At 60.0% G+C, this 25,620-nt stretch carries 23 protein-coding genes; 10 read left to right on the top strand and 13 right to left on the bottom strand.

Features of this window, described 5'->3' with window-relative positions; genetic code table 11:
- Position 1 precedes the first annotated feature (1 nt).
- The 4 genes from BLL38_RS17670 (at position 2) to BLL38_RS17655 (ending at position 4,873) form a co-directional block, all read left to right on the top strand.
- The gene (locus BLL38_RS17670) at positions 2 to 1,105 is read left to right on the top strand and encodes a hypothetical protein (protein WP_076963700.1); all 1,104 of its coding nucleotides are present in this window, start codon (positions 2 to 4) and stop codon (positions 1,103 to 1,105) included.
- Complete coding sequence (gene gspM / locus BLL38_RS17665; protein WP_083743077.1) at positions 1,102 to 1,533, top strand: type II secretion system protein GspM; 432 nt, start codon at positions 1,102 to 1,104, stop codon at positions 1,531 to 1,533. Before BLL38_RS17670 ends, gspM begins: the two co-directional genes overlap by 4 nt.
- Positions 1,530 to 2,192, top strand: a complete 663-nt coding sequence (gene gspN / locus BLL38_RS17660; RefSeq protein WP_076963698.1) for a type II secretion system protein N — start codon at positions 1,530 to 1,532, stop codon at positions 2,190 to 2,192. The genes gspM and gspN overlap by 4 nt, the downstream gene beginning before the upstream one ends.
- Before the next feature lie 116 nt (positions 2,193 to 2,308).
- The gene (locus BLL38_RS17655; RefSeq protein WP_076963697.1) at positions 2,309 to 4,873 is read left to right on the top strand and encodes a bifunctional diguanylate cyclase/phosphodiesterase; all 2,565 of its coding nucleotides are present in this window, start codon (positions 2,309 to 2,311) and stop codon (positions 4,871 to 4,873) included.
- A gap of 32 nt (positions 4,874 to 4,905) precedes the next feature.
- Here the strand turns inward: BLL38_RS17655 and BLL38_RS17650 are convergent, their stop codons facing one another.
- A complete protein-coding gene (locus BLL38_RS17650) occupies positions 4,906 to 5,241 on the bottom strand; it encodes an ArsR/SmtB family transcription factor (protein ID WP_076963696.1) in 336 nt (111 codons plus the stop codon).
- Between the two features lie 58 nt (positions 5,242 to 5,299).
- Here BLL38_RS17650 and BLL38_RS17645 point away from each other — a divergent pair, with 58 nt between their 5' ends.
- The 3 genes from BLL38_RS17645 to BLL38_RS17635 all read left to right on the top strand — a co-directional run bounded on the left by BLL38_RS17645 (position 5,300) and on the right by BLL38_RS17635 (position 9,567).
- Positions 5,300 to 6,391, top strand: coding sequence for an NADH:flavin oxidoreductase/NADH oxidase (locus tag BLL38_RS17645; protein WP_076963695.1), 1,092 nt, complete (start codon positions 5,300 to 5,302; stop codon positions 6,389 to 6,391).
- Between the two features lie 1,010 nt (positions 6,392 to 7,401).
- On the top strand, positions 7,402 to 8,571 hold the full coding sequence (locus tag BLL38_RS17640) for a p-hydroxyphenylacetate 3-hydroxylase oxygenase component (RefSeq protein ID WP_076963694.1): 1,170 nt from the start codon (positions 7,402 to 7,404) through the stop codon (positions 8,569 to 8,571).
- A 63-nt stretch (positions 8,572 to 8,634) separates the two neighbouring features.
- Complete coding sequence (locus BLL38_RS17635) at positions 8,635 to 9,567, top strand: p-hydroxyphenylacetate 3-hydroxylase reductase component (protein WP_076963693.1); 933 nt, start codon at positions 8,635 to 8,637, stop codon at positions 9,565 to 9,567.
- Positions 9,568 to 9,577: 10 nt separating this feature from the next.
- On the opposite strand, the gene BLL38_RS17630 is transcribed toward BLL38_RS17635, so the two are convergent.
- Positions 9,578 to 10,471 (bottom strand): LysR family transcriptional regulator, encoded by an 894-nt coding sequence (locus tag BLL38_RS17630; protein ID WP_076963748.1) that lies wholly within the window; start codon positions 10,469 to 10,471, stop codon positions 9,578 to 9,580.
- A gap of 131 nt (positions 10,472 to 10,602) precedes the next feature.
- On the opposite strand from BLL38_RS17630, the gene BLL38_RS17625 reads away from it, so the two are divergent.
- Positions 10,603 to 11,025, top strand: a complete 423-nt coding sequence (locus BLL38_RS17625; protein WP_076963692.1) for an ester cyclase — start codon at positions 10,603 to 10,605, stop codon at positions 11,023 to 11,025.
- Positions 11,026 to 11,121: 96 nt separating this feature from the next.
- On the opposite strand, the gene BLL38_RS17620 is transcribed toward BLL38_RS17625, so the two are convergent.
- Together BLL38_RS17620 and BLL38_RS17615 are read right to left on the bottom strand one after the other, a co-directional pair.
- Positions 11,122 to 12,003 (bottom strand): glycine betaine ABC transporter substrate-binding protein, encoded by an 882-nt coding sequence (locus BLL38_RS17620; RefSeq protein ID WP_083743076.1) that lies wholly within the window; start codon positions 12,001 to 12,003, stop codon positions 11,122 to 11,124.
- A 35-nt stretch (positions 12,004 to 12,038) separates the two neighbouring features.
- On the bottom strand, positions 12,039 to 13,202 hold the full coding sequence (locus BLL38_RS17615; RefSeq protein ID WP_076963691.1) for an L-dopachrome tautomerase-related protein: 1,164 nt from the start codon (positions 13,200 to 13,202) through the stop codon (positions 12,039 to 12,041).
- Positions 13,203 to 13,461: 259 nt separating this feature from the next.
- On the opposite strand from BLL38_RS17615, the gene BLL38_RS17610 reads away from it, so the two are divergent.
- Entirely contained in the window at positions 13,462 to 14,883 is a 1,422-nt protein-coding gene (locus tag BLL38_RS17610) for an FAD/NAD(P)-binding protein (protein ID WP_076963690.1), read from the top strand.
- Positions 14,884 to 14,888: 5 nt separating this feature from the next.
- Here BLL38_RS17610 and BLL38_RS17605 read toward each other — a convergent pair whose 3' ends face one another.
- From BLL38_RS17605 to BLL38_RS17565, 9 genes are all read right to left on the bottom strand, one after another.
- Positions 14,889 to 15,806, bottom strand: coding sequence for an ornithine cyclodeaminase family protein (locus tag BLL38_RS17605; protein WP_076963689.1), 918 nt, complete (start codon positions 15,804 to 15,806; stop codon positions 14,889 to 14,891).
- A gap of 7 nt (positions 15,807 to 15,813) precedes the next feature.
- Positions 15,814 to 16,350 carry a MaoC family dehydratase gene (locus tag BLL38_RS17600; protein ID WP_076963688.1) on the bottom strand — a complete coding sequence of 179 codons (537 nt, stop codon included), beginning with the start codon at positions 16,348 to 16,350 and terminating at the stop codon, positions 15,814 to 15,816.
- Positions 16,347 to 17,210: an HpcH/HpaI aldolase/citrate lyase family protein gene (locus BLL38_RS17595; protein ID WP_076963687.1), complete on the bottom strand. Its 864-nt coding sequence runs from the start codon at positions 17,208 to 17,210 to the stop codon at positions 16,347 to 16,349. Before BLL38_RS17595 ends, BLL38_RS17600 begins: the two co-directional genes overlap by 4 nt.
- A gap of 1 nt (position 17,211) precedes the next feature.
- Positions 17,212 to 18,378, bottom strand: coding sequence for an MFS transporter (locus BLL38_RS17590; protein ID WP_076963686.1), 1,167 nt, complete (start codon positions 18,376 to 18,378; stop codon positions 17,212 to 17,214).
- Between the two features lie 43 nt (positions 18,379 to 18,421).
- The gene (locus BLL38_RS17585) at positions 18,422 to 19,606 is read right to left on the bottom strand and encodes an aminotransferase class I/II-fold pyridoxal phosphate-dependent enzyme (RefSeq protein WP_076963685.1); all 1,185 of its coding nucleotides are present in this window, start codon (positions 19,604 to 19,606) and stop codon (positions 18,422 to 18,424) included.
- Between the two features lie 143 nt (positions 19,607 to 19,749).
- Positions 19,750 to 21,006, bottom strand: coding sequence for an efflux RND transporter periplasmic adaptor subunit (locus BLL38_RS17580; RefSeq protein ID WP_076963684.1), 1,257 nt, complete (start codon positions 21,004 to 21,006; stop codon positions 19,750 to 19,752).
- Positions 20,996 to 22,477 (bottom strand): TolC family protein, encoded by a 1,482-nt coding sequence (locus BLL38_RS17575; protein WP_076963683.1) that lies wholly within the window; start codon positions 22,475 to 22,477, stop codon positions 20,996 to 20,998. Before BLL38_RS17575 ends, BLL38_RS17580 begins: the two co-directional genes overlap by 11 nt.
- Positions 22,470 to 23,669, bottom strand: coding sequence for an ABC transporter permease (locus BLL38_RS17570; RefSeq protein WP_076963682.1), 1,200 nt, complete (start codon positions 23,667 to 23,669; stop codon positions 22,470 to 22,472). Before BLL38_RS17570 ends, BLL38_RS17575 begins: the two co-directional genes overlap by 8 nt.
- Positions 23,666 to 24,373: an ABC transporter ATP-binding protein gene (locus BLL38_RS17565; RefSeq protein ID WP_076963681.1), complete on the bottom strand. Its 708-nt coding sequence runs from the start codon at positions 24,371 to 24,373 to the stop codon at positions 23,666 to 23,668. Before BLL38_RS17565 ends, BLL38_RS17570 begins: the two co-directional genes overlap by 4 nt.
- A 354-nt stretch (positions 24,374 to 24,727) precedes the next feature.
- On the opposite strand from BLL38_RS17565, the gene BLL38_RS17560 reads away from it, so the two are divergent.
- Positions 24,728 to 25,483, top strand: coding sequence for a TetR/AcrR family transcriptional regulator (locus BLL38_RS17560; protein WP_076963680.1), 756 nt, complete (start codon positions 24,728 to 24,730; stop codon positions 25,481 to 25,483).
- The last annotated feature ends 137 nt before the right edge of the window (positions 25,484 to 25,620 follow it).

Genomic DNA, 25,620 nt, shown 5'->3' with positions numbered 1-25,620 from the left:
CATGTTTGAACGTCTGCGCGCCAAGCCACGGGAATGGTTGCTGGTGCGCCCGCCGGCCACCGCCGAGGGCCGTTGGCAGTGGTTGCACTACAGCGCGCAACAGGCTTGCGCAAGCGGCACCTGGCCTCCACCGTCCGCGCTGCTGCAACTGCCGGGCGCCTTGATTATTCCAGCGCTCGATTGCAGCCATTTCTGCCTGCCGGCGCCGCCGGGGCTCAAGCGCCACGAGTGGCCGCAATTGTTTGAAGAATATGCGCAGCAGCCCGCCGAAGCATTGCTGGTCAGTTGCCTGTCCCGCGAGGCCGGGCAGCTGGAGTTGCTGGTGATGCAGCGCCAGCAGGTCCAGCAATGGCTGGCCGAGTGCGCCGCGCTTGGGCTGCAGATTATCCACGGCTGGGCGGAGTTGCAGTTGTTGCCGCCACCCGAGTCGGGGCAAGTGGTGGAGTGGCGGCGTGCGCAGGTGCGCTGCCTTAAAGCGCACTCCCGGCAATGGCTGGTGTGGCCGCCGGTGTTGGGTGAACGCCTGCCCCAGGCCTGGCGCGACTTGCTTGCCGAGACGCTTGAGGGTGACTGGCCGTCGCGTCTGGCGCGCCTGGAACAGGTGCCCAGCGTGTTGGAGAACACGCGGCCGGCCCGCCCGCAGCGGGCCCCATTGATGAGTGGGATGCAGCGCCGTTTGCTGCTGGGTTGCGTGCTACTGGCCGCCTGTTGGAGTGCGCTGTATCTGGTGCAGAGCCTGCGCCAGATCGAGGGCTGGAAGGCGCAGGTCAGGGCGGTGACCGGGCCTGCGAACAGCCCGCAACAGGCGCGTGCGGCGCTGGCGCGGGTGCAGGGTGAGGCGAGCGACTGGCAGGTGCGTCAGCAAAAAATCGTAGCCCTGGAGCAGGCATTCTCGGCCTGGTTGCAGCAGCAGCCGGGCTGGTCGGTGGCGCGCATCGAACTGGACGGCAGCCATTGGCGCCTGGCCTTGCGCGGCAATGGTCCCCAGCCGCTGCCCGCCGAATGGCAGGCCATGGCCCAGGCTGCTGGCGCCCAATGGCTTGACGAGGCGCAAAGCGCCGCCGGTCAATTGCACCTGACTTTTGAGCTGGGAGAACAACCATGAAGGCACGGATGCAGGCGTACCTGGCCCACTTCAACCAACTGCCGGCCAAGCGGCGCTATGGCTTGCTGGCCGGCTGGTCAACGGTGCTGCTGTTATTACTGGTGCTGTTGACACGCCCGCTGCTGGCGACTTGGCAGGAGGCACGTCAGTGGCAGGCGCTGGCGCAACAGGCCGGCGCACTGCCGCCGCCAGCGGTGTTTTCCAACGAGCAATGGCAGGCCCTGGCCGTGTCGCGCCAATGGGTGCTGACCCGGGTCGAACAACAGGGCGATCGCTGGCAATTGCAGGGCGAACTGCCCGGCCCCCAGGCCCTGCAGCAACTGTTGCGCACCGTGCAGGAGCAAGGGGGGCGACCCGTGCAGTGGAGCCTGGAGCAGGGCGGCGGCCAGGGTTATGCCTTTAGCCTGGACGTGGCGGCGCGGCCATGAGTCGCGCGCTCATCCTCTGGGGCGTTTTGGTGTTCAGCCTGACCGTGCTGCTGGAGTTGCCGGCGGCCTTCGTTGCCCGTCAGTTGCCATGGCCGACCGGCTGGCAGCCCAGCGGCGTCGCGGGTAGCCTGTGGGCTGGCCGTGCGGCACGTGTCGGTGCGCTGGGACCGGTGGAGTGGAAAATCCGGCCGTGGGCGGCGCAGATCAACCTGGGCTTTCAACAGCGCATCTGGGCGTTGTCGGTTCACGGCTGGCCATGGAACTGGCAGGCGCAGTTGGCACCGCGCGCAGTCAGCGCCTGGCCCGCGCCGATGTTTGTGCTGGATGGGCGTTGGGAAGGGCAATTGCAGGTCGAGGGCGCGGGAATGAGTTGCGTCCATACCCAAGGCCAGTTGCTGGGGCACGACCTGGCAGTGTTGAGCCCGTGGCAGGTCAACCTGGGCGACACCCGGATCGCGCTGCAATGCCGGGATGGGCTGCGGCTGTTGGCGGATGTGCAACGGCCTGGCGAGCACCATTTCAAGGTTGAGGCCGCCTCGCAGCGTTTGCAGGTGGACGGGCAGGTCGAACCGGGTGCTGCGGTAACCCCATTGCTGGTGCAGGCGCGCTGGTTGCAACCGGCTGCTCAGCGTTTCAGCAAGGTGCTGGGTAAACCCTGAACTTCGATGGAACACAAAAAATTGTCTATTGTCTATGGGCAGGTAGTCGCGCACCCCGGGGTGCGTGGTGTGATTTTCGGTGCGGGTTCTTAGGTCGCTACGGTGCCTGGAGCGCTATGGAAAAGCTCAACATTGATCCCAAGTCGTCGCTCAAAGGCAAAGTTTCCAATCTCTCCACCGCACGGGCCTATCTGCTCGCCTGTTCGCTGCTGTTACTGGCCATGTTTCTGCTGGTCGGGGTGTTGCTGGTCTCGATTGCCGCTCACCTGAACCACGATGCCGGCGAGCACACTCGGATCGATATCGAAAACGCCCTGCAGTCTGTTGAAAAGGTCGCTGCCTCTACGGTCAAGGACTATGCGTTCTGGGGGGATGCCTACATCCACCTGCATCAGCAGGTGGATGTGGACTGGGCATTTGCCCGGCAAAACCTGGGCTCGACGCTATTTACCGACTTGGGCTTCGAGGGGGTCTTTGTGGTCGATGCCAGCGGCCGCACGGTGTATTCGGTGATTGAAGGCCAGTTGCAGGCCGTTGCGGTGCAGGACTGGTTGCCGATGCCGATCGAGCCCCTGCTGGCCCAGGCCCGGGAAGCCGCCGTCAACGGTCAAGCGCTGAGCCGCCTGGTTCAGGCAGACGGCACGCTGGCGGTGCTGGCCGCCGCAGCGCTTACGCCGGGCATCGATCCGAACGTGAAGGCCGAGGCGGGGCCCGCCGCGGTGTTGATCTTCATTGCCAAGCTTGCGCCGCAACGGCTGGCTGCACTGGGCCAGGAGTTTGGTGTGCAGGATTTGCGGGTTGTCCCGGCTGGTGGGGTAGCTGCGGGCGTGTCGAGTTTGAGCCTCAGGGACAATGCAGGCGTTGTGCAATGGACCGCGGATGATCCAGGGCACCAGTTGCTGGTGCTGGTCGTGCCACTGGTGATTGTTGCCGGCCTGATCTTTACCCTGATGGCCTGGGTTATCCAGCGCCGCAGCACCGCCGCCGCGCGGGTCATGGACAGTAACTACGCGACCCTGCAGGCCAGTCGCGCCGCGCTGGCGGTGAGCGAGGAGCGCTTTCGCGATGTGGCCGAGGCGGCCTCCGACTGGATCTGGGAGGTGGATACCCAACTGCGGTTTACCTACCTGTCGGAACGTTTTGACGTGATCACCGGCCTTGTCGGGGCCAAATGGCTGGGGCTGGTGGCGGATGACCTGCTGACGTCGGATCAGGGCCTGTTGTCCGCCTGGTTCAAGGACCATGCCCGTCGCCCGAATGCCATCGTACAGTGCAGTTACCTGTGTGGCGGCGGGGAACTGCGCATCTGCCGGCTGTCGGTGCGTGAGATCCCGGGCCAGGGCTATCGGGGCACGGCCAGCGATATCACCGAAGAGGTCGAGGCACGGCGACGCATTGAATACCTGTCGCAACACGATGCCTTGACCGGCCTGGCCAACCGCACGCGCATGCAAGAGTTCCTGGAAGGCAAACTCAAGGCGGTGCCGACCCTGGAAAGGCCGTTGGTGATGCTCAGTATCGACCTTGATCGCTTCAAGCCGGTCAATGACCTGCTGGGGCACGCCGCCGGTGATGATGTGCTCAACCAGGTATCCCGGCGCTTGCAGGGCTGCCTGCGCGGTGACGACCTGGTGGCGCGCATAGGCGGTGATGAATTTATGTTGGTGGTGGCCGACATGAGCTCGCCGCTGGAGGTGGAAAGCTTGTGCCGGCGCCTGATCGATGGTATCGAGCAGCCGTTTTACCTCGCCGAGCACGAAGTATTTATCAGTGCCAGTATTGGGATTGCCATGGCGCCGGCCGATGCGATCCAGGCCGAAGAACTGCTGCGCTATGCCGATATCGCGCTCTACGAGGCCAAGGACGGAGGACGCAATACCTGGCGTTTTTATGCGGGCGACATGAACGCACGCATCATCGAGCGGCGCCAGTTGGAAGCCGATTTGCGTCATGCAATCAAGAACGGCGAGCTGCGCCTGGATTACCAGCCGCGCTACCGCATTGAAGACAAGCGCCTGGCCGGCGCCGAGGCCTTGGTGCGTTGGCAGCACCCAAGGCGCGGGTTGCTGGGGCCTGATGTGTTTATCCCCATCGCCGAGGAAACCGGGCTGATCCTGCCGTTGAGCAATTGGGTGCTGTACACGGCCTGCCGGGCGGCCGCTGGCTGGCCTGAGGAGGTGATGATCTCGGTCAACCTGTCCTCCACCGAGTTCCAGCGCGGGCACTTGGTGGCGCGGGTCAAGGCGGTGCTGGTCGAGACCGGCTTGAACCCGGCGCGGCTGGAGCTGGAGTTGACTGAAAGCGTGATGCTCAACGACGAAAAAGTGGCCTTGAACATCATGCAAGGCCTCAAGGCCCTGGGCGTGCGCTTGCTGATGGATGACTTTGGCACCGGCTACTCATCACTGAGTTACCTGCGTTCATTCCCCTTCGACGGGCTGAAGATCGACCGCAGCTTTGTCGGTGGCCTGACGGCCAGCGGTGGCGATCAGTCGATCATCCAGGCGATTGTCGGCCTGGGCCGCGCGCTGTCGCTGACGGTGACCGCCGAAGGCGTGGAAACCATCGACCAGCTCAAGGCGTTGAAGGATGTGCAGTGCGATGAAGCGCAGGGCTTTTACCTCAGTGTGCCGATGAATGCCCAGGCGATCGGTGAGTTGATCGCGGGCTGCACGGATTAGGTCGCAGGCGCTGACAAGCGATCGTGCAAGACTCATTGCTGGGCCAGAATACTCTCCAGCAACCCGGGAAACCGCGCGGCCAGCACATCCGCCCGCAACGAATTCATATGGCTGGTGCCAACGCTGCGGGTATGCACCAGCCCGGCATCGCGCAGCACCCGGAAGTGGTGAGACATGCTGGACTTCGGCCGCCCGCCGTCCAGCTCGCCGCAACTGGCCTCTTCCACGTCGGCCAGGCAGCGCACAATGTCCAGGCGCACCGGGTCACTCAACGCATAGAGCAGGCGTTCGAGGGTCAGGTCTTCGGGGGCGGGGTGTTTGAATGCTCGCATGCGGCGAATCATAACAGGGCTGGCATTGATTACCATAGTTCGATTAAGATCGAACTATCGAATCAAACATCACCCTCGTTTCAGGAGCATTCCCATGGCTGCATTATTTGAACCCTTCACGCTCAAAGACGTGACGTTGCGCAATCGCATCGCCATTCCGCCGATGTGCCAATACATGGCCGAAGACGGCCTGGTCAACGACTGGCATCATGTCCACCTCGCCGGCCTGGCCCGTGGCGGTGCCGGCCTGGTGGTAGTCGAGGCGACCGCCGTGGCCCCTGAAGGCCGTATCACCCCTGGTTGCGCCGGTATCTGGAGCGATGCCCATGCCCAGGCCTTTGTGCCCATGGTGCAAGCGATCAAGGCGGCAGGTTCGGTGCCCGGCATCCAGATCGCCCACGCCGGGCGCAAGGCCAGCGCCAACCGCCCGTGGGAAGGTGACGACCATATCCCCGCCGGTGACGCCCGTGGCTGGCAAACCCTGGCCCCCTCGGCGATCGCGTTTGGCGCGAACCTGCCGACGGTTCCCCAGGCCATGACCCTGGACGATATCGCCCGGGTGCAGCAGGACTTCGTCGAGGCCGCACGGCGTGCCCGCGACGCCGGTTTTGAATGGATCGAACTGCATTTTGCCCACGGTTACCTGGGCCAGAGCTTTTTCTCCGAACACTCCAACCAGCGCACCGATGCCTACGGTGGCAGCTTCGATAACCGCAGCCGTTTCCTGCTGGAAACCCTCGCGGCGGTGCGTGAAGTCTGGCCGGAAAACCTGCCGCTGACCGCGCGTTTCGGGGTTCTCGAATATGACGGGCGCGACGAGCAGACCCTGGAGGAATCCATCGAACTGGCCCGGCGCTTCAAGGCCGGCGGCCTGGATTTGTTGAGCGTCAGTGTCGGCTTTACCATCCCCGACACCGCGATCCCCTGGGGCCCGGCCTTTATGGGGCCGATTGCCGAGCGCGTCCGCCGCGAAGCCGGTTTGCCGGTCACCTCGGCCTGGGGTTTTGGTACGCCGCAACTGGCCGAAGGCGCGCTGCAGGCCGGTCAACTGGACCTGGTCTCCGTGGGCCGTGCACACCTGGCCGACCCACACTGGGCATACTTCGCCGCCAAGGAACTGGGCGTGGACAAAGCCTCCTGGACCCTGCCGGCGCCGTACGCGCACTGGCTTGAGCGCTATCGCTAAGGCCCGCGGGCTCTTGTGGGAACTGTCGAGCTTTAGCGAGGCTGCGATGCGGGCACCTCGATTTTGCAGGTGGACCGAGTCGATCCTATCGCAGCCTCGCCGGGGCTCGACAGCTCCCACAGGGATTCGGACCGACAAGGGACAGTGCACTGAGCCCTGGGTGTCACCCGGGTCAAATGTGGGAGCTGTCGAGCTTTAGCGAGGCTGCGATGCAGGCACCTCGATTTTGCAGGTGGACCGAGTCGATCCTATCGCAGCCTCGCCGGGGCTCGACAGCTCCCACAGGGATTCGGCTCGACAAGGGACAGTGCACTGAGCCCTGGGTGTTACCCGGGTCAAATGTGGGAGCTGTCGAGCTTTAGCGAGGCTGCGATGCAGGCACCTCGATTTTGCAGGTGGACCGAGTCGATCCCATCGCAGCCTCGCCGGGGCTCGACAGCTCCCACAGGGATTTGGCTCGACAAGGGACAGTGCACTGAGCCCTGGGTGTCACCCGGGTCAAATGTGGGAACTGTCGAGCTTTAGCGAGGCGGCGATGCAGGCACCTCGATTTTGCAGGTGGACCGAGTCGATCCTATCGCAGCCTCGCCGGGGCTCGACAGCTCCCACAGGGATTCGGCTCGACAAGATCATGCGCTGAGTCCTGGTGTCACCCGGATCAAATGTGGGAGCTGTCGAGCCCCAGCGAGGCTGCGATGGCGGCAGATCAGTCAATATCAATATTGGTCGTACCGACGCTATCGCAGTTCAAGCCAGCTCCCATATTGGATCTTCGGTGGTTGAGCGCGAAATGTTCCACCCCGGCCAAGCCGTCGCAGTTTTTGCGGCGGCTTTTCTGTGGGCCATGAAAAGTACCATCTTCCATCTGGAACGTGCATTTTGCGCTGCGACCAAGCGCCACATACTGGGCCCGTCATTACGAACGTTCCCGGTTGTTTTAAGCCTCCTGTCGAGTGAACAGGGCACAGGCCGGCCAGGAATGGGGATATCCAATAATAAAGAGACCGCCCATGAAAAAGCCAAATCCTCTGCTCGAAGACCTCAAGTCGGTCTTGCCCGCCATCGCTGCCAATGCCTTCGCCGCCGAGAAAGACCGCAGCGTGCCTGCCGAGAATATCGCGTTGCTCAAGGGCATCGGCATGCACCGGGCGTTCTTGCCGAAAAAGTACGGCGGCATGGAAATCTCCCTGCCACAGTTTGCCCAGTGCATTGCCCTGTTGGCCGGTTCTTGTGCGAGCACCGCGTGGGCCATGAGCCTGCTGTGTACCCACAGTCATCAGATGGCGATGTTTGCGGCAAAGTTGCAGGATGAAGTCTGGGGCAACGACCCCGACGCCACGGCCAGCAGCAGCATCGCGCCGTTCGGCCGTACCGAAGAAGTGCCGGGTGGCGTGACCTTCAGCGGCGAGATGGGCTGGAGTTCGGGCTGTGACCATGCCGAGTGGGCGATCATGGGTTTTCGCCGCAAAAACGCCGAAGGCACCCAGGATTATTGCTTCGCCGTGCTCCCGCGCAGTGACTATCAGATTCGTGACGACTGGTATGCGGTAGGCATGCGTGGCAGCGGCAGCAAGACCTTGCTCGTTGACCAGGCCTTTGTGCCCGAGCACCGTATCCAGAAGGCCAAGGACATGATGGAAGGCCAGTCGGCGGGCTTTGGCCTGTATCCCGACAGCAGGATTTTCTTCGCGCCGTACCGTCCGTATTTTGCCAGCGGTTTTTCCACGGTCAGCCTGGGGATCGCCGAGCGCATGCTTGAGGTGTTCCGCGAAAAAACCAGAAACCGCGTGCGGGCCTATACCGGTGCGGCCGTCGGTGCTGCGACCCCGGCGTTGATGCGCCTGGCCGAATCCACTCACCAGGTGGCCGCTGCACGGGCCTTGCTGGAAAAAAGCTGGGACGAGATCGCCGAGCACAGCGCGCGCCATGAATACCCAAGCCGCGGCACCCTGGCGTTCTGGCGGACTAACCAGGGCTACGCCACCAAGATGTGCATCCAGGCGGTGGATCGGCTGATGGAGGCGGCGGGCGGTGGCGCCTGGTTTGAAACCAACGAACTGCAACGCCTGTTCCGCGACGTTCACCTCGCCGGGGCCCATGCCTACACCGACTATGACGTTTGCGCACAGATCCTGGGCCGTGAACTGATGGGCCTGGAGCCGGACCCGGCAATGGTCTGAGCAGGCCACGCTTACCTATAAGAACAATCAGGGTGGGGCCATCGGCCCGCCCGGGAGCCTTGCATGTCTACTGAAAACAAAATCGATAGCCGCGCGTTTCGCCGCGCCCTGGGCAATTTCGCCACCGGTGTCACCGTGGTCACCGCCGCCGACGCCAGCGGGCGCAAGGTCGGTGTGACCGCCAACAGCTTCAATTCGGTGTCTTTGGACCCGCCGCTGATCCTCTGGAGCATCGACAAACGCTCCACCAGCCACGTTGTGTTTGAAAGCGCTACGCACTTTGCGGTGAATGTGCTGGCGGCCGATCAGATCGAGCTGTCGAACAACTTTGCCCGGCCCAGGGAAGACCGCTTTGCCGATGTCGAGTACCAGGCCGGTGAGGGTGGGGCGCCGGTGCTGGCTGACTGCTCGGCCCGTTTTGAGTGTGAGAAGTACCAGCAGGTAGACGGGGGTGACCACTGGATCATGATTGGCAAAGTGGTGGCCTTCGACGACTGCGGCCGCTCGCCGTTGTTGTATCACCAGGGTGCCTATTCCATGGTGCTGCCGCACACCCGCATGACCCGGCGCGAGGAAGGCCAGCCCCCCAGCAGCCATTTCCAGGGCCGCCTGAGCCATAACCTCTACTACCTGATGACTCAGGCGCTGCGGGCCTATCAGGCCAGTTACCAACCGCGCCAACTGTCCACCGGCCTGCGCACCAGTGAAGCGCGCATGCTGATGGTGCTGGAGAACGATGCCGGCCTGAGCCTGGCAGAACTACAGCGCGAAGTGGCAATGCCGGTGCGTGAGATCGAAGAGGCGGTGAACAACCTCAAGCGCAAGGCGTTGGTCCGCGACGATCAGGATCGGGTCAAACTCACCACCAAGGGCATCGACGAAACCGAGGCGTTGTGGACCATCGCCCGTGAGCAGCAGGACACAGTCTTCAGCCAATTCAGCGCTGAGCAACTGGAGACCTTCAAGACGGTACTCAAAGCAGTGATCCAACACTGAGCGCGACGGTTCAATCCAGGTGCTGGAACTCCTTGACGATAAAATCGATAAACACCCGGGTCTTGGCCGGCAAGTGGCGTCGCGAGGGGTAGACGAGGTTGATTTCCAGGCGGGGCAGGTTCCACTCGCTGAGGATCGGCACCAGGCGCCCGGCGACGATATCGTCGTGGATCACATAGGTGGGTTGCGCGAGGATGCCCAGGCCCTGCAACGCAACCGCGCGCAACAGATAGCCGTCGTTGGATTCCAGCGCCGGAGTGGCGGGCACCGTGATGGTCTGGTCTTCGCGCTGGAACGTCAGCTCATAGGGATCGGTGGCGTAGGTGTAGAGCAACAGTTGATGCTCGGCCAACGCCTGCGGATGTAGCGGGCGACCGCAACGCTCGAGGTAGTCCGGCGAAGCAGCCAGTATGCGTCGGGTATCGGTCAGGCGGCGGATCACCAGGCTGGAGTCCGGCTCACTGTCGCGGGTGCGCAGGGCGACGTCGATGTTGTCGTCAATGATGTCGTGGTAGCGGTTCTCGGCCACGATCTCCAGGCGCACATCCGGGTACTGCTCCTTGAACTTGGGCACCAGCGGTAGGATATGTTGCAGGCACAGGGATAAGGATGCGGTCACACGCAACACCCCATGCGGATGGTTTTTGCTCGCGCTGACGGCCTCGGTCGCGCCTTGCATCGCCGTGAGGGCGGCCTTGGAATTGGTGTAGAACACCTTGCCGACTTCGGTGACGAACAAGCGCCGGGTGCTGCGCTCGATCAGCCTCACGCCCAGGCGATTCTCCAGTGCCGCCAAGTGCCGGCTGGCCGCCGCACTGGACAGGTCCAGGGCGTCTGCGGCCTTGGTCACGCTGCCCAGTTCCGCGACCTTTACAAACAACTCATATTCGGTCCAGCGATCCATCAGCATTGCTCCACTGCGCGCAAGGGTGTTTTCCAGTTACAGCATTTTTCAGGTTTATGCCGACCGTTAAGCTTTTTTTGCCTCTGCCAGTCTAGCCGTTGAGTGCAGGGAAAACCTTGATTGGAGTCGAAATGAGCAAGCATCTGGATGTGGTGAAAAAGTACTTCAAGTATTGCGTCGACGGTAAGGATGTTGAGCGCGTAGCGGAATTTTTTGCCGACGATGTGGTGGTTCATCGCCCCGATTGTCCGGCGCCTATCGTCGGTGTCGAACCGTTCAAACAGGCCTTGCGCCTGAACGTGACCGAGCGCTACGAGTCGATCGAGACAACCTTCCAAAAAGAAGTGGTGGCCGCTGATGTGGTGGTGGTTGCGTTGATGCATCACGCCAAGGGCTCCAACACCTGGCATGGGTTTGATGTGAGCGGCAAAGACCTGGCCTGGAGCGCGTTGACGTACTTCCGGTTCAATGCCGAAGGCAAAGTGGTCGAGGAAATCGTCGAGCGCAATGAGCTGTTCATGGCCAAGCAACTGGGGATTGTCGAGTACGACTGACCCGGGCTATTACCCTGCAGGGACGCAGGGGCAGAGCGCACTTGCACTGTGCCAGTGAAACGCTGTTGGAACGCCTGCGCAACAGCCCGTCTTCTGTCAGCTCACCGGTGCCAGCCACCCGCGCAGAATCTGCGGATGCCGCGCCAGCCACTCCCTGGCTGCCTCATCCGCCGAGCGTTCACCCCGGTTGAATGCATTATCCAGCTCGGCAACGACCGGGTTCGACAGACGAATATTATCCAGCACCTGAATCTCTGCACGGGTCAGCAACGCCAGGCGATCTTCCCGCGCCAGCAGCACCGCCCGATCCACATTGCCGAGCAAACCCCTGGGGTCCTTCAATTCGCGGATACGATAGCGGTGGTGCAGGAACTGCGGATGCCACAACGGCACGATACCCCAGTGCCCTTGGCGGTACAGGGCCTCAAAGGCGTCGATGCAATCGTCCTGAGTGCCCGTGCGAAATTGATAGCCGGCGTTGCTCAAGCCGTATTCGTCCATGATTTTCAGGGAAAACCGGGTAATCCCTGCGCCCAGCCCGATCCCCTGGATCAGCGGGTGCATGCGCGCGCGAACCTCGGGCTTGAGCAGGTCGTCGATGGATGCCACATCTGCCTCGCTCACATAGTCGGGCACGCCCCACATGGCATAGGGCTGGTAATGCAGGCCCAGTTCACGGACGGGCATGGCCTGTCGGTACACACCATGGCTGCATGGCAGCCAGGCCGAGGCCAACATGTCGATGGCGCCTTCGCGCAAGCGCTCGAAATTCACTTCGTGCAGGGCATATTGCCGTTCGACAGTCAGGCCCATGCGCTGCAGGACCAGCGCCACCACGGCGGCGGTGGCGCGATGGAAGGACAGATCGGTGACGCCCAGGCGCACCACACGCGAGCCGCTGGCGATATTGGCCAGGGAAAAGTCCTGGTGGGTCACGGTCAGCGTTTTCGCCGGGCGCCGGGGTGGGTGTCTGCGCATGTTGCTTCCTCCAAGAGGTACGGCTGATCACGGGGCTAGAGGGTGGGTGCCGGCGCCGCATCAATCTTCACGCGCAGCAGGCTGTAGGGCTTCTGGCGCAAGTCGCGACCTGCGTGGAAGATGCCCTGGCGATGCAACTGGTTGGCCATGAAATACAGGTAACCGTCCGGCCCGATGGACAGGGTATCGGGCCAGAGCACACGTGGGTCGTGGACGATGGTCTGCCACTGTCCGTCCGCCAGGCGTTTGCGCACGCTGTTGTGTTCGTAGTCGCCGGCATACAGGGCGCCGGAGGCATCGGCTTCGAGGCCATCGGAAGCGCCTTTTTCCCCCAGGTCCTTGACCGCCATATCCAGCTGCGCTTCGCTGACCGAGGTGTCGCGCAGCAACGCGGTGGGTACCGAGTACAGATGGCGGCTGGACAGCGGGCAGAAGTACAGCGTCTGGCCGTCGGCGGACAGGGCGATGCCATCGGACGCTACCGCAAACGGACGGGTGCTGCCGTCGGTGTTGCGAACCTGCAAGACCTGGCCTTCGACCTTGGGCACGAAATTCGGGTCTACCGAGGTCGAGGTGGCACCGCTGAGGCGGCGTAGGGCGGTGCCGCTGGCAATGTCCATGACGATGATCGCCCCGGGACCGCTCAGGGCCGAGTCGGTGATGTAGATCACCCCTTCATCGCCCACCCGGAAGTCAAAACGCATATCGTTGACGTAGGTGCTGGGCAGCATCACGTTTTTCGGGAACACCAGGGTCTTGACCACTTTGTTGGTGGCCAGATCGACGGCCACCAACTTGGCACCGCCGGGCGTTGGCGAGGCGAAACCGGGGGCGGCAGTATCCAGTATCCAGATCCGCCCGCGACCATCGGCCACCACACTTTGCACACTGATAAAACCCTTGGCCGGGTCTTTCGGGTCGGCCTGGTTCATAGCCAGGTCAGGGTAAGGCACGACCTGGCCATCGCGCAGCTCACCCACGGTGAAGGGCACCGCGTCGCCCCAGCGTGGAAAATTGACAAAGATCCGCCCGTTTTCGGCAACGCTGACGCCGGTGGGCATGGCGTCATGGAAGGCGAACACCTGCTCGATGGTGCCAATAGTTTGCTCGCTGGGTATCGGTTGGGCCTGAGCCGCCTGGCTGTTGATGGCAATCGACAAGGCCAGGGCAGGCCAGATAAAGGCGTGCTTGAGGTGCATGAAAAGCTCCGGGAATCGGCAGGAAAGGGCGTGTTGCGGCCCATGGTGTGCGTTCCCTGCCCATGGAAAAACCCACGAATGGCGCTAACAGTTTCATCGCAATCGAGAAAGTGTGGGGTTCTCCATCTTGGCGTAACTCGTGCAACGGAGCGCGCCTGGCTATATAACTAACGCAGCCACGTCGCTCTGAACGCGGGTTTACGCTGGCGCAGGCGATGGGCATAAGCATTATTCGGGCAACCAGTAAGGGCATATTTGCATGAGTGAAACCGAACGTGGACAGGCGACAAAGGCCATCTGCAACGCCGATGTGCTGATCATCGGCGGGGGGCTGAGCGGTACGCTGCTGGCCGTGCAGTTGCTGCGTTTGCCCGGCACGCGAAAGATTCTGGTGATCGAGCCGCGTGCAGAGCTTGGACGGGGCGAAGCCTATAGTGCGGTGGAGCTGGGGCACACCCTCAATGGCAATGCGGCACGCATGAGTGTGGACCCGGACAACGCCGACGACTTGACCCACTGGTTGACCGACTACATCGCCGCTGGCGGCTGGCCGGAATCGGATCAGCAACACGTCCCCGTCAGCGAGCTGTTCCCACCCCGGGGGATCTTTGGCCTGTATGCGCAACAGCGGCTGGCGCAGGCCCGGGAGGGGTCGGCGTCAACGCTCACGCACATCCGCGCCGAGGTCATCGATGCGCAGGTGGGACCGGACGGCGTACACCTGACCCTGGATGACGGCCAACCACTGCACGGTGCCCAGGCCGTACTGGCCACGGGCATGTTCCCAGCGGCGCGCACGCCGCAAACCCACTCCAGCGGCTTGAATGCGGCGGCGCTTGACCCGTGGGATGTGCGCGCCATGACGCAACTGGACCCACACTCCACGGTGTTGATCATCGGCTCCGGCCTGACCATGGTCGATGCTGTGGTGTCACTGGAACAGGCCGGGCATCGCGGGCCGATCGAGATTTTTTCACGCCATGGCTTGCTGCCCCATGTGCGCCGGCAACCCCCGGCCTGGGTGGACTTTCTCGCTGAAGATCAGTGCCTGCGCAGCCCGCGGCAACTACTGCGGGCAGTGCGCGGCCAATGCCAGAGCGCCCTGGCCCAGGGCATCGACTGGCAAGCTCCCCTGGACACTGTGCGCGCCCATATCGGCCGCCTGTGGAGCCAGGCCAGCGAGCGCGAGAAGCGCCAGTTCGTGCGCCATGTACGGCCCTGGTGGGAGAGCCATCACCACCGCTCGCCACCGTTGAGCGCCGAGCTGGTGGCGCGGCTGCACGGGGAAGGGCGCCTGCGGATCCAGGCCGCTTCGTTCCTGGGCCTGGAGCCCACGGTAAACGGCGAAGTGACCCTGCGCTTGCGCCGTCGTGGCGAACAGCACACCTCCTTCGTCAGTGGCGCGGCCTTGATCAACTCCAGCGGGATCGAATACGACTGGCGCTGCGTGGCCCGCCCGTTGCCCAGGCAATTGCTGGCGCGCGGCTTGATCAAGCCCGGGCCATTGGCGCTAGGGATAGCGGCGGATGCCTCGGGGGCGGTGCTGGATAAACAGGGGGTGGCCAGTGAACGGCTCTTTGCCATGGGCCCGCCGCTGCGCGGCATGTGGTGGGAGAGCACGGCGGTGACGGATGTGGCGATCCAGGCCAAGGCGTTGGCATGCCGATTAGGAACCTCGTAATTTTTTCAGATTTTTAGCTTCTTCAGGATTGCGATGCAGATGCACGCGTCCTGAAAAGCAGTCCCTACCGAAGAAAAGATCGTGGTCTTGCCTTGGTGAACTGCATAATGGCTGTTCAGCATGTCAGCAATGGATATTGAGTGTTGGTGATAATCCCCGGCCTCTTCAATTGCAGCTTTTCTATCTTCCACCATTAAGATAGCCCGATGCAGAAGCTCCAACGGGAACTCACGCGACAACAGCGTATGCTTGCCTACCGCGTTTATATGGGCACCCTTTGCTACGTCGCAGGCAGAGAACAAGGGGGTTGCGCAGGTGGTTGCCGTGCAGATGATGTCGGCGCCTGAGACCGCCTGGCGGGCGCTATGATGGCTGATGTATTCAATCTCCCGACTGAACCGGCTTTTGGCGTCAGCTATAAACTGTTCTGCGCTTGCCTGGCTTGTCGAGCAGACGGCCACCTGGTTTACCTGTCTGACACTCAACACAGCCTCAAATACGGCCATTGCCTGAGCACCTGCACCGATGACGGCAACTTTTTTGGCGTGGGCCATTGCCAGCAAATCAGTCGCCAATCCTGCAGTGGCGCCTGTGCGTAGAGCGGTAATGGCTGCTGCATCCATTTGAGCTTTTATCTGCCCTGTGGCGCCATCCTGTATAACAATCACGCCACTTATAGATGTTCGTCCATGGGCTTTGTTGAATAAGTGATGGGAAACAACCTTGACCATAAATAAATTGTGAGAGTGAGAGTAGTAGGGCATTACCCCAAACGTTGCATGTTTTTCCTGGACTCTCACGATAGTTCGCGCAGGGTTATTGTCGTTTGAACTGCTGTATTGACGATAGTTTTCACGAAGTACGTCAATCGCTTCTTCCATACTAATAATATTTTTTATCAAGGCCTCATCTAAAATTTTCATAGGCTACTCAAACCGCGGGTACTTGGTCGAGAGCAATCAGAAAACTACGCTCGTAGGACAAACATACTTGCCCGTTTGCCTTGAGTCCTTTGGTTAGGACCGTTACTATGCCTTGCCCGGGGCGACTGGCAGAGGGGCGCTTATGGATGACTTCGCTTTCGGCATACAATGTATCGCCAACAAATACAGGGGCAACCAGGCGTACTTTATCCCAGCCTAAATTGGCAATTGCTTTTGCGCTCGTGCTCGCCAGGCTCATCCCACCGACAATCGAAAAGGTCACCAGACTCGATACCAGTACTTGCCCAAATTCGGTTTGCTTTGCATATTCTGCATTGATATGGACAGGGTGGTTATTCATACAGATTAACGACATCCAGACGTTATCCGCTTCTGTTACCGTACGGCCTGGACGATGTTCAAATATATCGCCAATAATGAAGTCATCGAAGCCAAGCCCATGATCCTCACGATAGCGTCCGGGCCCTACTTTGCTTAGTTTGCTTAATGCCTTGCTGCCGGGGAGCGGTTGATTGATGTTCATGCTGGCTTCCTATTGGTTCTTGAGAGCGATTCGTTAATTGCCAAAAGCCTGCGGGCCATGATTTCAAAAGGAGGTCCCAGCATTTCTCCATCCAAGGTGGATATGGCTGTTAATGGTTCTGATGCTTCGAGGCATTTGATAATTGCTCGTGCTTTTTTCAGTTCGATTGCTGTCGGGGTAAATAATTTATTTATCAGTTCTACTTGAGCTGGATGAATAGCAATTTTCCCCGAATAGCCAAACTCTTTCGCCATCTCGATTTCTGTTCTAAGCGCCTTTTCGTTGTTCAATTTAAAACAGGGCGAGTCAATGACCATTAGTCCCGTGCTGAGGGCGGCGATGGCTATATCGCACTTGATCTGGGTCAGTGCACGCTCTGCGATTTTGAAATTGATCTCTGATGAGATGTCCGCGCTGCCTAAAATCAAGCCGCGCAAGCTTGTTTTTTCATTGATAATGGAGTCGATGCAGCGCAATCCTTTTAACGTTTCGATGATTGCAAAGGTTTTTACTCGTTGGCCAGTAGCGCATGTCAATTCATTAAGGACTTTTAGTTCGCCGGCTGACTCTACTTTGGGGACGATTAAATATTCGGGAACGATGTTGTGGTCTAACAAAAAAACCAGATCTCTGATGCCTTCGGACTTGGTGAGTGTATTGACTCTTATCGCTAGATTGCGCCGGTTGTGGATAGAGTGCTCTAGTGTCAGCAGTTGCTCGCGTGCAAATTGTTTTTTGCACATTGGGACTGAGTCTTCCAGATCCAATAATACGATATCGGCGTTAGACTCAATAATTTTCCGCGCTATGTGTTTTTGGCTGGCGGGCATGCACAGCCAACTTCTAGTCAATATGTCCATATCAAGCCTCTCTTTTCAGAATGAGAAGTGCCGTGACTACACCAAGTCCACCCAGGCATGCCGTGAGCAGTGCCACAGTTTGAATGCCGTAAGGGATAAAAAAAGTCGCAAGAGTACCAAATGTTAACGCCACCAATTGCTGTAGAAAACTAAACAGCATCATTGGGTTGGCGCCGGGCAATTTGTTTACTGCCATGGCTGCTGTGCATGGGTAGAGCGTTGCCTGGGCGTACCAAATAACCAAATAGGTTCCAACAATCAAGTGGATTGACATATTTTGCCAGGCGGCCAAAAACAAAACGCTGGTTGAGGCGACTAAGAGGGATGCGCCAAAAAATGATAATTGGCAAACACTGACAACACTCAAGGCTCGCCTTACAGTGAATGCACCTAAGTAATAAGCTAGGCCCAACCACAAGCCGAACGTGCCATAATCGGTGCTGCTCCAACGGAAATTGGAGTGAAATACATACGCTCCGATACCTTGATAGACAATAAAAATGCCATAGCCACATCCTCCTAAAATGACCGGCAGATAAAAGCTGGGCTGGATTGCAATAGCGTAGTAGTTTGGCGTGAGTGTGAATTTTTTTGCCAAAGTGTCTAGTTTGTAAAGGCGCGCACGTATTATAAAAGCTAGTGTGCTGGTGAGTATCAAGCCGATAATCAGTAGGCATGGCAGAGCGACCCAGTTAAGACTTGCTACCAGAAAACCGCCCGCTACCTGCCCGCCGATAAGTGCAAGAATAAATGAATAGGATAATACCGACAGGTTTTTCGCAAGTGCCGCTCCTGATGAGATATCCGTTAACAGTGCCCTGCCGACCAGAGCCCCTCCGCCAGCACCTATGCCTTGCATGAACCGGGAGAAAAAGAACACCTCGGGGCCAAAGCTAAGTAAAGACAGTAAGCTACCAACGAATAAAATTGCACTGCAAACGAGAATTGCAGTGTGGCGCCCGAAACTGCGAATCAGGCGTGACATAAAAACTATCGGTAGTACAGCACCACCCAAATAAAAGAGTAGAATTTTATAACCTTCTGCCTCTTCTATATTTAGTTTCGAGGCGAGCTGGGTTGTTGCAGGTATGTACAGTGTTATACCAAGCTGGGCGATTATGGTCGTGCAACACGCGAGAAGGAGCACCCGTTGAGGGGATAATGACATGTAAGTTCCTTTTATCACGGCGTCCTAAGGGGTGGGGTTGCATCTACAGCATTGAATTTACCGCTGTACAAAACTGTTTTAAGTCGTCTGAGGCCAGGTTTGCTCTTAGCATGACGCGCAGGCCCGGAGTTGATTTGGGAACGACAGGGTAAAATAACGGCGATGTATAAAATCCAAGCTTCATGAGTTTTGTTGCGGTGGTGATTGCATGTTGCTCATCACCCATGGGAATCAACCTGATAGGTAATCCATCTCCTGCCAAGGGGGTCTTGATGTGCATGTCGAATAATTGGATGTTGGTCGTCAACCTGTTTTGCAGGCGTTGCAGTTCTGTGGATTTATGTATTTTTGCAGCAGCGATAATTGCGCCTAAACCTGCTGTATTAATTCGTTGGGACCAAGATAGAGGGCCGCCAAACCGCAATAAATTTGCTTTGTTAATCGACGAATCAAAGAAGATCGCCCCGCCGGAAGCACCAAAACCCTTGTTCAATGATGCGATTATCATGGTGTTGTTGTTTAGTGTGCCCATTGTATTGAGAACTAATCCGCAGCCATTTGCACCCTGTGCCGATAGGCCATGAGCCTCGTCGTATAAAACAAATAAACCGTACTTGTCTTGGAGGGTCATCAATTCCGATATGTTGGCGCATCCTCCCGTGCTATAGACGCCGTCCGCGATGTAAGCGACCCGCTGCTTTTTCTTGCAGCAGTCTTCCAGGAAGTTTAAGTCATTGTGCGGTGCTGTCACCACTTCGGATTCGTCTGCGCAAACGGCTTTCATCAAGCTCAAGCAGAAGTGTGCGCATTGATCAAAAACCATGAGTGGCGGGATATTTTGTGTAAATACACCTGCGGCGAGTAATGGAAGCATTGCAGCGGCGGCTGAAGCGCATGAAACTGTAGTCAGCACGTCTACGGAAAACAGATCTGATAGTGCAAGTTCTGCCTCTTCCAATAGCGGTAAACAAATTCGTACACGGGACGTGGAGGAATTTAAGGTTCGCGACGAGTCGAGTGCAGTTATTGCGCCATTCAAGATTTCGATATTGGAGTCCAGGCCAAGGTAGGAGTAAGAGCACATGTTTATGAATTTGTCGTCATTGACTTGCATGAAGCCGTCACCGAGATTGTCGGCGACAATTCCGCTCATTCGGGCCTCTTGTGTTCGGCTCCAAAATAAATCACCGCCGGCCACCATTTTCTTGATATTTGAATAACGATTCATATTGCGCACCTGTCGCCCGAGGCAAAACGGATGACAATACTTTTCTAAGGCGTATTTTTTTACAATATCTTATGATGTAGTAAGTTTCCTGTATTTGTGTAGGTAAGCTCTTCAAGTGCTTTTCGGACACGCTGCAAAGGGCGTCACAAGTCAGTTTTGATAAACCCAGGCTTGAGCCCAAACACTTCCACGCCTTGGGCCGTCGATTGTCCCGTGGTGATGTTCACCCGCTCCACCGGCTTGTCCATGGCTGCCCGATACGCCACCCAAAGCCCATCTTCCCCATGGCTGATCGCCTGGGCCGGCACGATGATCGCCTGGGCATTGTTGTAGGTCACGATAGTCAGGCGCGCGCTCATGCCCAGGCGGACCCTTTGCAGCTGTTTGTCGGTCAATTTGGGAATGGACAAGGTCACCGGGAATTGCGCGCTGCCCTGGTTGTCATTGGCAATCGCCAGGCTGCTGACCACGCTGACCGAACCGCTCAGGTGCTCGCCGTCGAAGCCGTCGCCCATGACCTCCACCGGCTGGCCCTGGTGCAACTGGTTGATATCCAGTTCCGAGACTTTGGCGACGATCTTCAGGCGTTCGATATTGGCCAACCCGAACAGCACCTGGCCCTGACCGACCTTGCTCCCCGCCTGTACTGGCGGGGTGTTGTTACCGCCCTGCGGGGTGCTGCTGCCGGGTGGGGGCACGACGATCCCGGAAAACGGTGCCTTGACCTCCTGGCCGTCAAGCAGCTTGCGCAAGGCGTCGTACTTGACCGTGGCGTTGGTCAATTCCATGTCTGCAATCTGCCGGTATTCGCCTTTACCCTGGTTCAGGGCCTGTTGCAGTTCGCTGCGGGCGGCGGCCAGGTCCAATTGTTGCTGCTGGGCCTGCTGTTTAAGGTCGTCCAGTTCGTTGCGCGGGATGATGCCGCGCTTGAACAGGTTTTCGCTTTCGACCAGTTTGCGCTGGGTGTTGTCGGCGCTCATTTGCGAGGTACGCAGGCTGCGTCGGGCGCGACTGACGGTGGGGCCGCTGTCCCAGTCCTGCATTTCCTGCACGGTACGCCGGGCCTTGAGCTGTGCGGAGAGCGCTTCGCGCAGTTGCACTTGCAGGGTGGCCGGGTCCATGCGCAACAGGACCTGGCCGGCTTCGACCCGTTGGCCCTGTTCTACCAGATTGGCCTGCACATTGCCGTCGAACGGGGCGGTCAGGGTGATGGTGGTATCCGGTTCGATCCTGCCGACCAGGCCGATCTGGTGCACCAGGGCATCGCTCTTGACCTCCTGCCATTGCTCGGCCGTACCGAATTGGTTGGCGGCAGGCGTTGGGCGACTGAGCAGCGCAAATCCACCAGCGCCCAGCAGCATCAGCAGTGCAGCGCCCAGCAGGGCTTTTCTAGTAGTCATTGAGGGCGATTTCCCAACTTTCCAAGGTCATTCCCAGCGTCAGGTCGAGCTGGGTCTGGGCATTTAAATAAGCAATCAGGGCATTGAGGCGGGCGTTTTCGGCACTGCGCAAGTCGGCTTCAAAACTCAGCACCTGGAAGTTGGTGGAGCGTCCGGCACTGAGTTTGTCCCGTTCGATCTCAAGCTTGCGCCGGGACAGCTCCACAGCCCGCTGGGCAATTTCATACTGGCGCCAGCGGGTGCCAAGGTCGCGCACCACGTTATTGACGCTGCGCTCCAGTTCCTGGCGTGCGTCGGTGATCAGGATGGCCTGGTTCTCTACATCCACGCGTGCACGGACTTCGGCCTGGCGGGTACTGATATCGCCGATGGGAATGCGCACCTGGACACCGGCATAACTGTTCCAGCGCCGGCTGCTGGTACTGCCCACATCGTTGTCGGTGTTGGCGCGGATCTGGTTGGCACCGCCCACCAGGTCGACCTGCCAGCGCCCGGAGTCCTTGGCCAGCACCAGGTTGAGGTCGGCCTGCTGGCTGCCCAGCAGTGCCGAAAGGTATTCGGGCTGCTGGTTCTGCGCCAGGTTGAAGGCCTCGCGCTTGTCGATGTCCATGCGCGTGGCTTCCAGGGCTTCGGTGGCACGCAGCGGTGTCGCCAGGTCCAGGGCCAGCAGGCGCAGCAACGACAGGCGACTCATATCCAATTGGTTCTGGGCTTCCTCGACGCCCAGTTGCTGTGAGGCGATGTCAGCTTCGGTCTGGACGATTTCAAATTCGGCCATGCGCCCGGCATTGATCAGCGCCTTGTTGACGTCCAGCAGGGTATTGGAACGCTTGAGGGCCTCCTGGGCGATGCTCAGTTGCTCCTGGGCCCGCAGCAGCTCGCGGTAGGTGGCGATGATCTGGCTGATGGTCTGCGCGACGCTGGCCTTGAGGTTCAAGCGGTTGGCCTGTTCGGACAGGCGTGACAAGCGCAGTGGCGCAGTAGTGGCGTCCCAGCCGGCGCCGCGCATCAGCGGCTGGATGATGGCCAGGTCCAGGCCATCGCTGCGGTAGCGCCCGGCACGGTTGGCGTTGTTCAGTTGCTGGGTCCAGCCCATGCTCAGGCGGGTACCGTACTCGCCGAGCAAGCTGCTGGTCGGTGACAGGGTGGCATTGCGGGCGCGGTCGTCGCTGCCCTGGGTAGTACGGTAGGCGCTGTTGAGCACCAGCTTGGGGTTGAAGGCATCTTCGGCCACCCGCAGGTCGAACTTCTGCGCCACCCGCTGCAGGTAGGCGCTGCGGATTGCCGGGTTGTTGCGCAGGCCCAGGTACACCGCGTCGCCCAGGGTCAGGGTGGTGAGCTGGGCGTTGAGCGAGACACTGCGCTCATAGCCGCTGCGCGTGGTGGTCGGCGCCGAAGGGCGGATCACCATATCGGCGGCCACACAGGGCAGGCTCACCAGGGCGATCAGCCACAGCAGGGGTTTATTCATCGCGCAGGGCCTCCACCGGCTGCAAGCGTGACGCCGAGACGGCCGGGTAGATCCCGAAAAACAACCCCACCAGCAACGTACTGCCCACGCCCAGGGGCAGGGCCGATACGGCCAGGGCAAACTGCCAGCCCGACAGCCAGGCGTAGAGATAGGCCGCCCCCATGCCCAGCATTGCGCCACACAGCGCGCCGACGGCCGTGAGGGTGACGGCTTCGAGCAGGAACAGGTTGCGGATATCCCGCTGGCGAGCGCCCAGGGCCATGCGGATGCCGATTTCCCGGCGGCGTTCCGAGACGTTCATCAGCATCACATTCATCACGCCGACCCCGCCACCCACCAGGGAGATGGCGCCCAGGGCCAGCAACAGATAGGCGAATGTGCGGCTTTGCCGAGTCATGCCGTCGATCATTTGCTGGGGGATCTGGATCTCGACGATATGGTCCGGGAGTTGCGCGCCCAAGGCCTGGGTGGCCTGGGCCGCGATGCGCTCCATGTCCTGGCCGACCGCTGCACGCAGGACCACGCTGCCTACCTGGGGTGTGGAATAGATACGGCGCATGCCGGCAGCCGGGATGAACAGTGATTCGTTGCTTTGCACCGGAATCAGCATCGAGCGCGGCTGGTCCTGCAGGATGCCGATGACGAGGAACAGATAGTCGTTGACCCGCACCCGATCGCCCAGGCGCAGCGGGTCGCCGGGCGCGCTTAACGCCTGGGCGATCTGGTCGCCGACCACCGCGTAGGTTTCGCCGCTGTCGAACTCGGACAGGAAGCGACCTTCGCGCAGAACCAGGCGCATGGCGTCCTTGAGGCCCGGGGTGCTGCCAATCAAGCCGGCGTTGGTGGTGCGACCATGAAAGACGATCGGCCCGCTGAACGAGGAAATCGCGCCGATGTGGAGGATGCCAGGCACCGCCTGGCGTACGGCTTGCAGGTCCAGGCTGGTGGGCATCGGCACGCTGCTGTTGCCCTTGGGCGGGAACTGCGCCACCAGGGTGTCGGTGCCCATGTCCTTGAAAATCATCGCCGCATCTTCGGCGGCGTTATGCCCGATATTGATCAGTGCGACTACCGATGAGCTGCCGATGACAATCCCCAGCAGGGCCAGGATGGAGCGCTTGCCCAGGGTTCGCAGGCTGACAAACGCTTCGTGCAGCAACTGGCTCAGGCTCTGTTCGACCCGCAGGCTCATACGCATTCTGCCTCATGGACCACGCCGTTGCGCACCAGGATCTGGCGGTTCAGGCGCTCGGCGATATGCGGGTCGTGGGTGACGATGATCAACGTGACGCCCTGCTCGTGGTTCAGGGCCAGCAGCAGGTCCATGATGTCCTGGGCGGTGTGGCTGTCGAGGTTGCCGGTGGGTTCGTCGGCCAGAATCACCGCCGGCGCGCCGACCAGCGCGCGGGCAATCGCCACCCGCTGGCGCTGGCCGCCGGACAGGTCGGCGGGGCGATGGTGGGCCCGTTCGGCCAGACCGACCTGCTCCAGCATATGCAGGGCCCGCGCCACCGACTCCTGGCGCGACACACCGCGATAACCCAGGGGCAGGGCCACGTTGTCCAGGGCGCTGAGGCGCGGCAGCAGGTTGAAGCTCTGGAACACAAAGCCGATCTGCTGGTTGCGGATCGCGGCCAGTTGATCCGGCGTGGCGTGGAAAATGTCATGGCCGGCGAAGTGATAGGCGCCGCAGTCGGGCAGGTCCAGCAGGCCGAGGATATTGAGCAGGGTACTTTTACCGGAGCCCGAAGCCCCGAGGATGCCGCAGCTTTCTCCACGGGCGATGGACAGGCTGACGTCATTGAGAATGGCCAAGTGTTGTCCGGCCAATTGATAGCTTTTGCCGATGCCTTGCAGAGAAATAAAGCCTGGGAGCGTTGGGGTATCTGTCATCATGACTACGCCTTGCGCTTCGGCAATCCGGCTTGTTCCTGAAAAGCGTTGTAACATCTTCAGGGCCTGCGTGACGGCTGCCAACAGCGGGTTTTTATTCTTGTTTTAAAAACATTGTTTGAATAGTAACTGCGATCCAGCCGCTTCGCCAGCCACAGAGATAGAGCGGTTTTTCTTGTGGCAGAGCCGCTACCGCTGGCCGGAAAATGCCGGGTCCTGCCCTGGGGAAGCCGTTTGCGGGGCGGGCGGCAACGCGTTTGGAGAGTAGGGTGCAGTGTCACTACTTGCTTTCGGGCACTCGCCCCGGTATAAAAAATCAAATTTATTTTTAAAACATATTTCCCCCGTGGAACTTATATGGTCGCGAAGAAACTCAGCGCTCCAAATGTAACCAAGACTCGACTGCTGGATGCGACAGAGGCTCTTTTTATCAAGTACGGCTACGATGCCGTGTTGTTGCGGCAAATCACCGAGAAGGCCCAGGTCAACCTCGCCGCAGTAAATTATCACTTCGGGGACAAGGACTCCCTGATGAAAACATTACTGATGCAGCGCCTGGAGCCGCTCAACGAGCAGCGCCTGGAATTGCTTGCCCGGTGCGAGGCGGAGTCTGACGGCCCGCTGGATTGCGATACCTTGCTCGGCGTGCTGTTTGCCCCGGCCATGGGCCTGGAGCGCAGTGATCCGGCCAGCGGTGAAGGGCGCTCCTTCATTCGCTTCCTCGGCCGGGTGTACAGCGATACTTCGCCGTTTATCCAGGAATACCTCAAGGTGCACTACCAGCCCGTGTTCCAGCGTTTCTTCGAGGCCTTCGCCCTGGCGTTGCCCGACCTGCCGCGCAATGAGCTGGGGGTGCGCCTGCAATTTGCCCTGAAGGCTATTTCCGGGGTGATGGCCGGCACCGAGTTGCGCCTGCTGATGAACTCCATGAGCCTGGGGCGCCCGGCCACGGACGCGGAAGTCATGGCCAAGCTGATCACGCTGGTCTCGGCGGCCATTCGTGTGCCGCAGCAAAGCCCGGAGGCCGAAACGGCACTGGCGCGGGTACTGGATACCCAGCGCGCGATTCGTGGCCAGCCGGCGTTGCCGGCCACGGGCAAGGTCGCGCGCTGATCAAATGACGCGATCGAGTAGGAGGCGGATTCACATCCGCCGTCCTCTCACACCACCGTACGTACGGTTCCGTATACGGCGGTTCAGGTTATACGGTTAAGTCGGTTTATCGTATCCAGTATCGAGACCAGCCCGAG

Source organism: Pseudomonas gessardii (assembly GCF_001983165.1).
Taxonomy (GTDB): Bacteria; Pseudomonadota; Gammaproteobacteria; order Pseudomonadales; family Pseudomonadaceae; genus Aquipseudomonas; species Aquipseudomonas gessardii.
Note: the sequence above shows the minus strand (reverse complement) of the source record. Positions and strands in the feature narration are given on the sequence as shown.

Coding starts and splice junctions, on each gene's coding strand:
- BLL38_RS17670 (WP_076963700.1), top strand. CDS start 2: ATGTTTGAACGTCTGCGCGCCAAGCCACGGGAATGGTTGCTGGTGCGC.
- gspM (WP_083743077.1), top strand. CDS start 1,102: ATGAAGGCACGGATGCAGGCGTACCTGGCCCACTTCAACCAACTGCCG.
- gspN (WP_076963698.1), top strand. CDS start 1,530: ATGAGTCGCGCGCTCATCCTCTGGGGCGTTTTGGTGTTCAGCCTGACC.
- BLL38_RS17655 (WP_076963697.1), top strand. CDS start 2,309: ATGGAAAAGCTCAACATTGATCCCAAGTCGTCGCTCAAAGGCAAAGTT.
- BLL38_RS17650 (WP_076963696.1), bottom strand. CDS start 5,241: ATGGTAATCAATGCCAGCCCTGTTATGATTCGCCGCATGCGAGCATTC.
- BLL38_RS17645 (WP_076963695.1), top strand. CDS start 5,300: ATGGCTGCATTATTTGAACCCTTCACGCTCAAAGACGTGACGTTGCGC.
- BLL38_RS17640 (WP_076963694.1), top strand. CDS start 7,402: ATGAAAAAGCCAAATCCTCTGCTCGAAGACCTCAAGTCGGTCTTGCCC.
- BLL38_RS17635 (WP_076963693.1), top strand. CDS start 8,635: ATGTCTACTGAAAACAAAATCGATAGCCGCGCGTTTCGCCGCGCCCTG.
- BLL38_RS17630 (WP_076963748.1), bottom strand. CDS start 10,471: ATGGATCGCTGGACCGAATATGAGTTGTTTGTAAAGGTCGCGGAACTG.
- BLL38_RS17625 (WP_076963692.1), top strand. CDS start 10,603: ATGAGCAAGCATCTGGATGTGGTGAAAAAGTACTTCAAGTATTGCGTC.
- BLL38_RS17620 (WP_083743076.1), bottom strand. CDS start 12,003: ATGCGCAGACACCCACCCCGGCGCCCGGCGAAAACGCTGACCGTGACC.
- BLL38_RS17615 (WP_076963691.1), bottom strand. CDS start 13,202: ATGCACCTCAAGCACGCCTTTATCTGGCCTGCCCTGGCCTTGTCGATT.
- BLL38_RS17610 (WP_076963690.1), top strand. CDS start 13,462: ATGAGTGAAACCGAACGTGGACAGGCGACAAAGGCCATCTGCAACGCC.
- BLL38_RS17605 (WP_076963689.1), bottom strand. CDS start 15,806: ATGAAAATTTTAGATGAGGCCTTGATAAAAAATATTATTAGTATGGAA.
- BLL38_RS17600 (WP_076963688.1), bottom strand. CDS start 16,350: ATGAACATCAATCAACCGCTCCCCGGCAGCAAGGCATTAAGCAAACTA.
- BLL38_RS17595 (WP_076963687.1), bottom strand. CDS start 17,210: ATGGACATATTGACTAGAAGTTGGCTGTGCATGCCCGCCAGCCAAAAA.
- BLL38_RS17590 (WP_076963686.1), bottom strand. CDS start 18,378: ATGTCATTATCCCCTCAACGGGTGCTCCTTCTCGCGTGTTGCACGACC.
- BLL38_RS17585 (WP_076963685.1), bottom strand. CDS start 19,606: ATGAATCGTTATTCAAATATCAAGAAAATGGTGGCCGGCGGTGATTTA.
- BLL38_RS17580 (WP_076963684.1), bottom strand. CDS start 21,006: ATGACTACTAGAAAAGCCCTGCTGGGCGCTGCACTGCTGATGCTGCTG.
- BLL38_RS17575 (WP_076963683.1), bottom strand. CDS start 22,477: ATGAATAAACCCCTGCTGTGGCTGATCGCCCTGGTGAGCCTGCCCTGT.
- BLL38_RS17570 (WP_076963682.1), bottom strand. CDS start 23,669: ATGAGCCTGCGGGTCGAACAGAGCCTGAGCCAGTTGCTGCACGAAGCG.
- BLL38_RS17565 (WP_076963681.1), bottom strand. CDS start 24,373: ATGATGACAGATACCCCAACGCTCCCAGGCTTTATTTCTCTGCAAGGC.
- BLL38_RS17560 (WP_076963680.1), top strand. CDS start 24,728: ATGGTCGCGAAGAAACTCAGCGCTCCAAATGTAACCAAGACTCGACTG.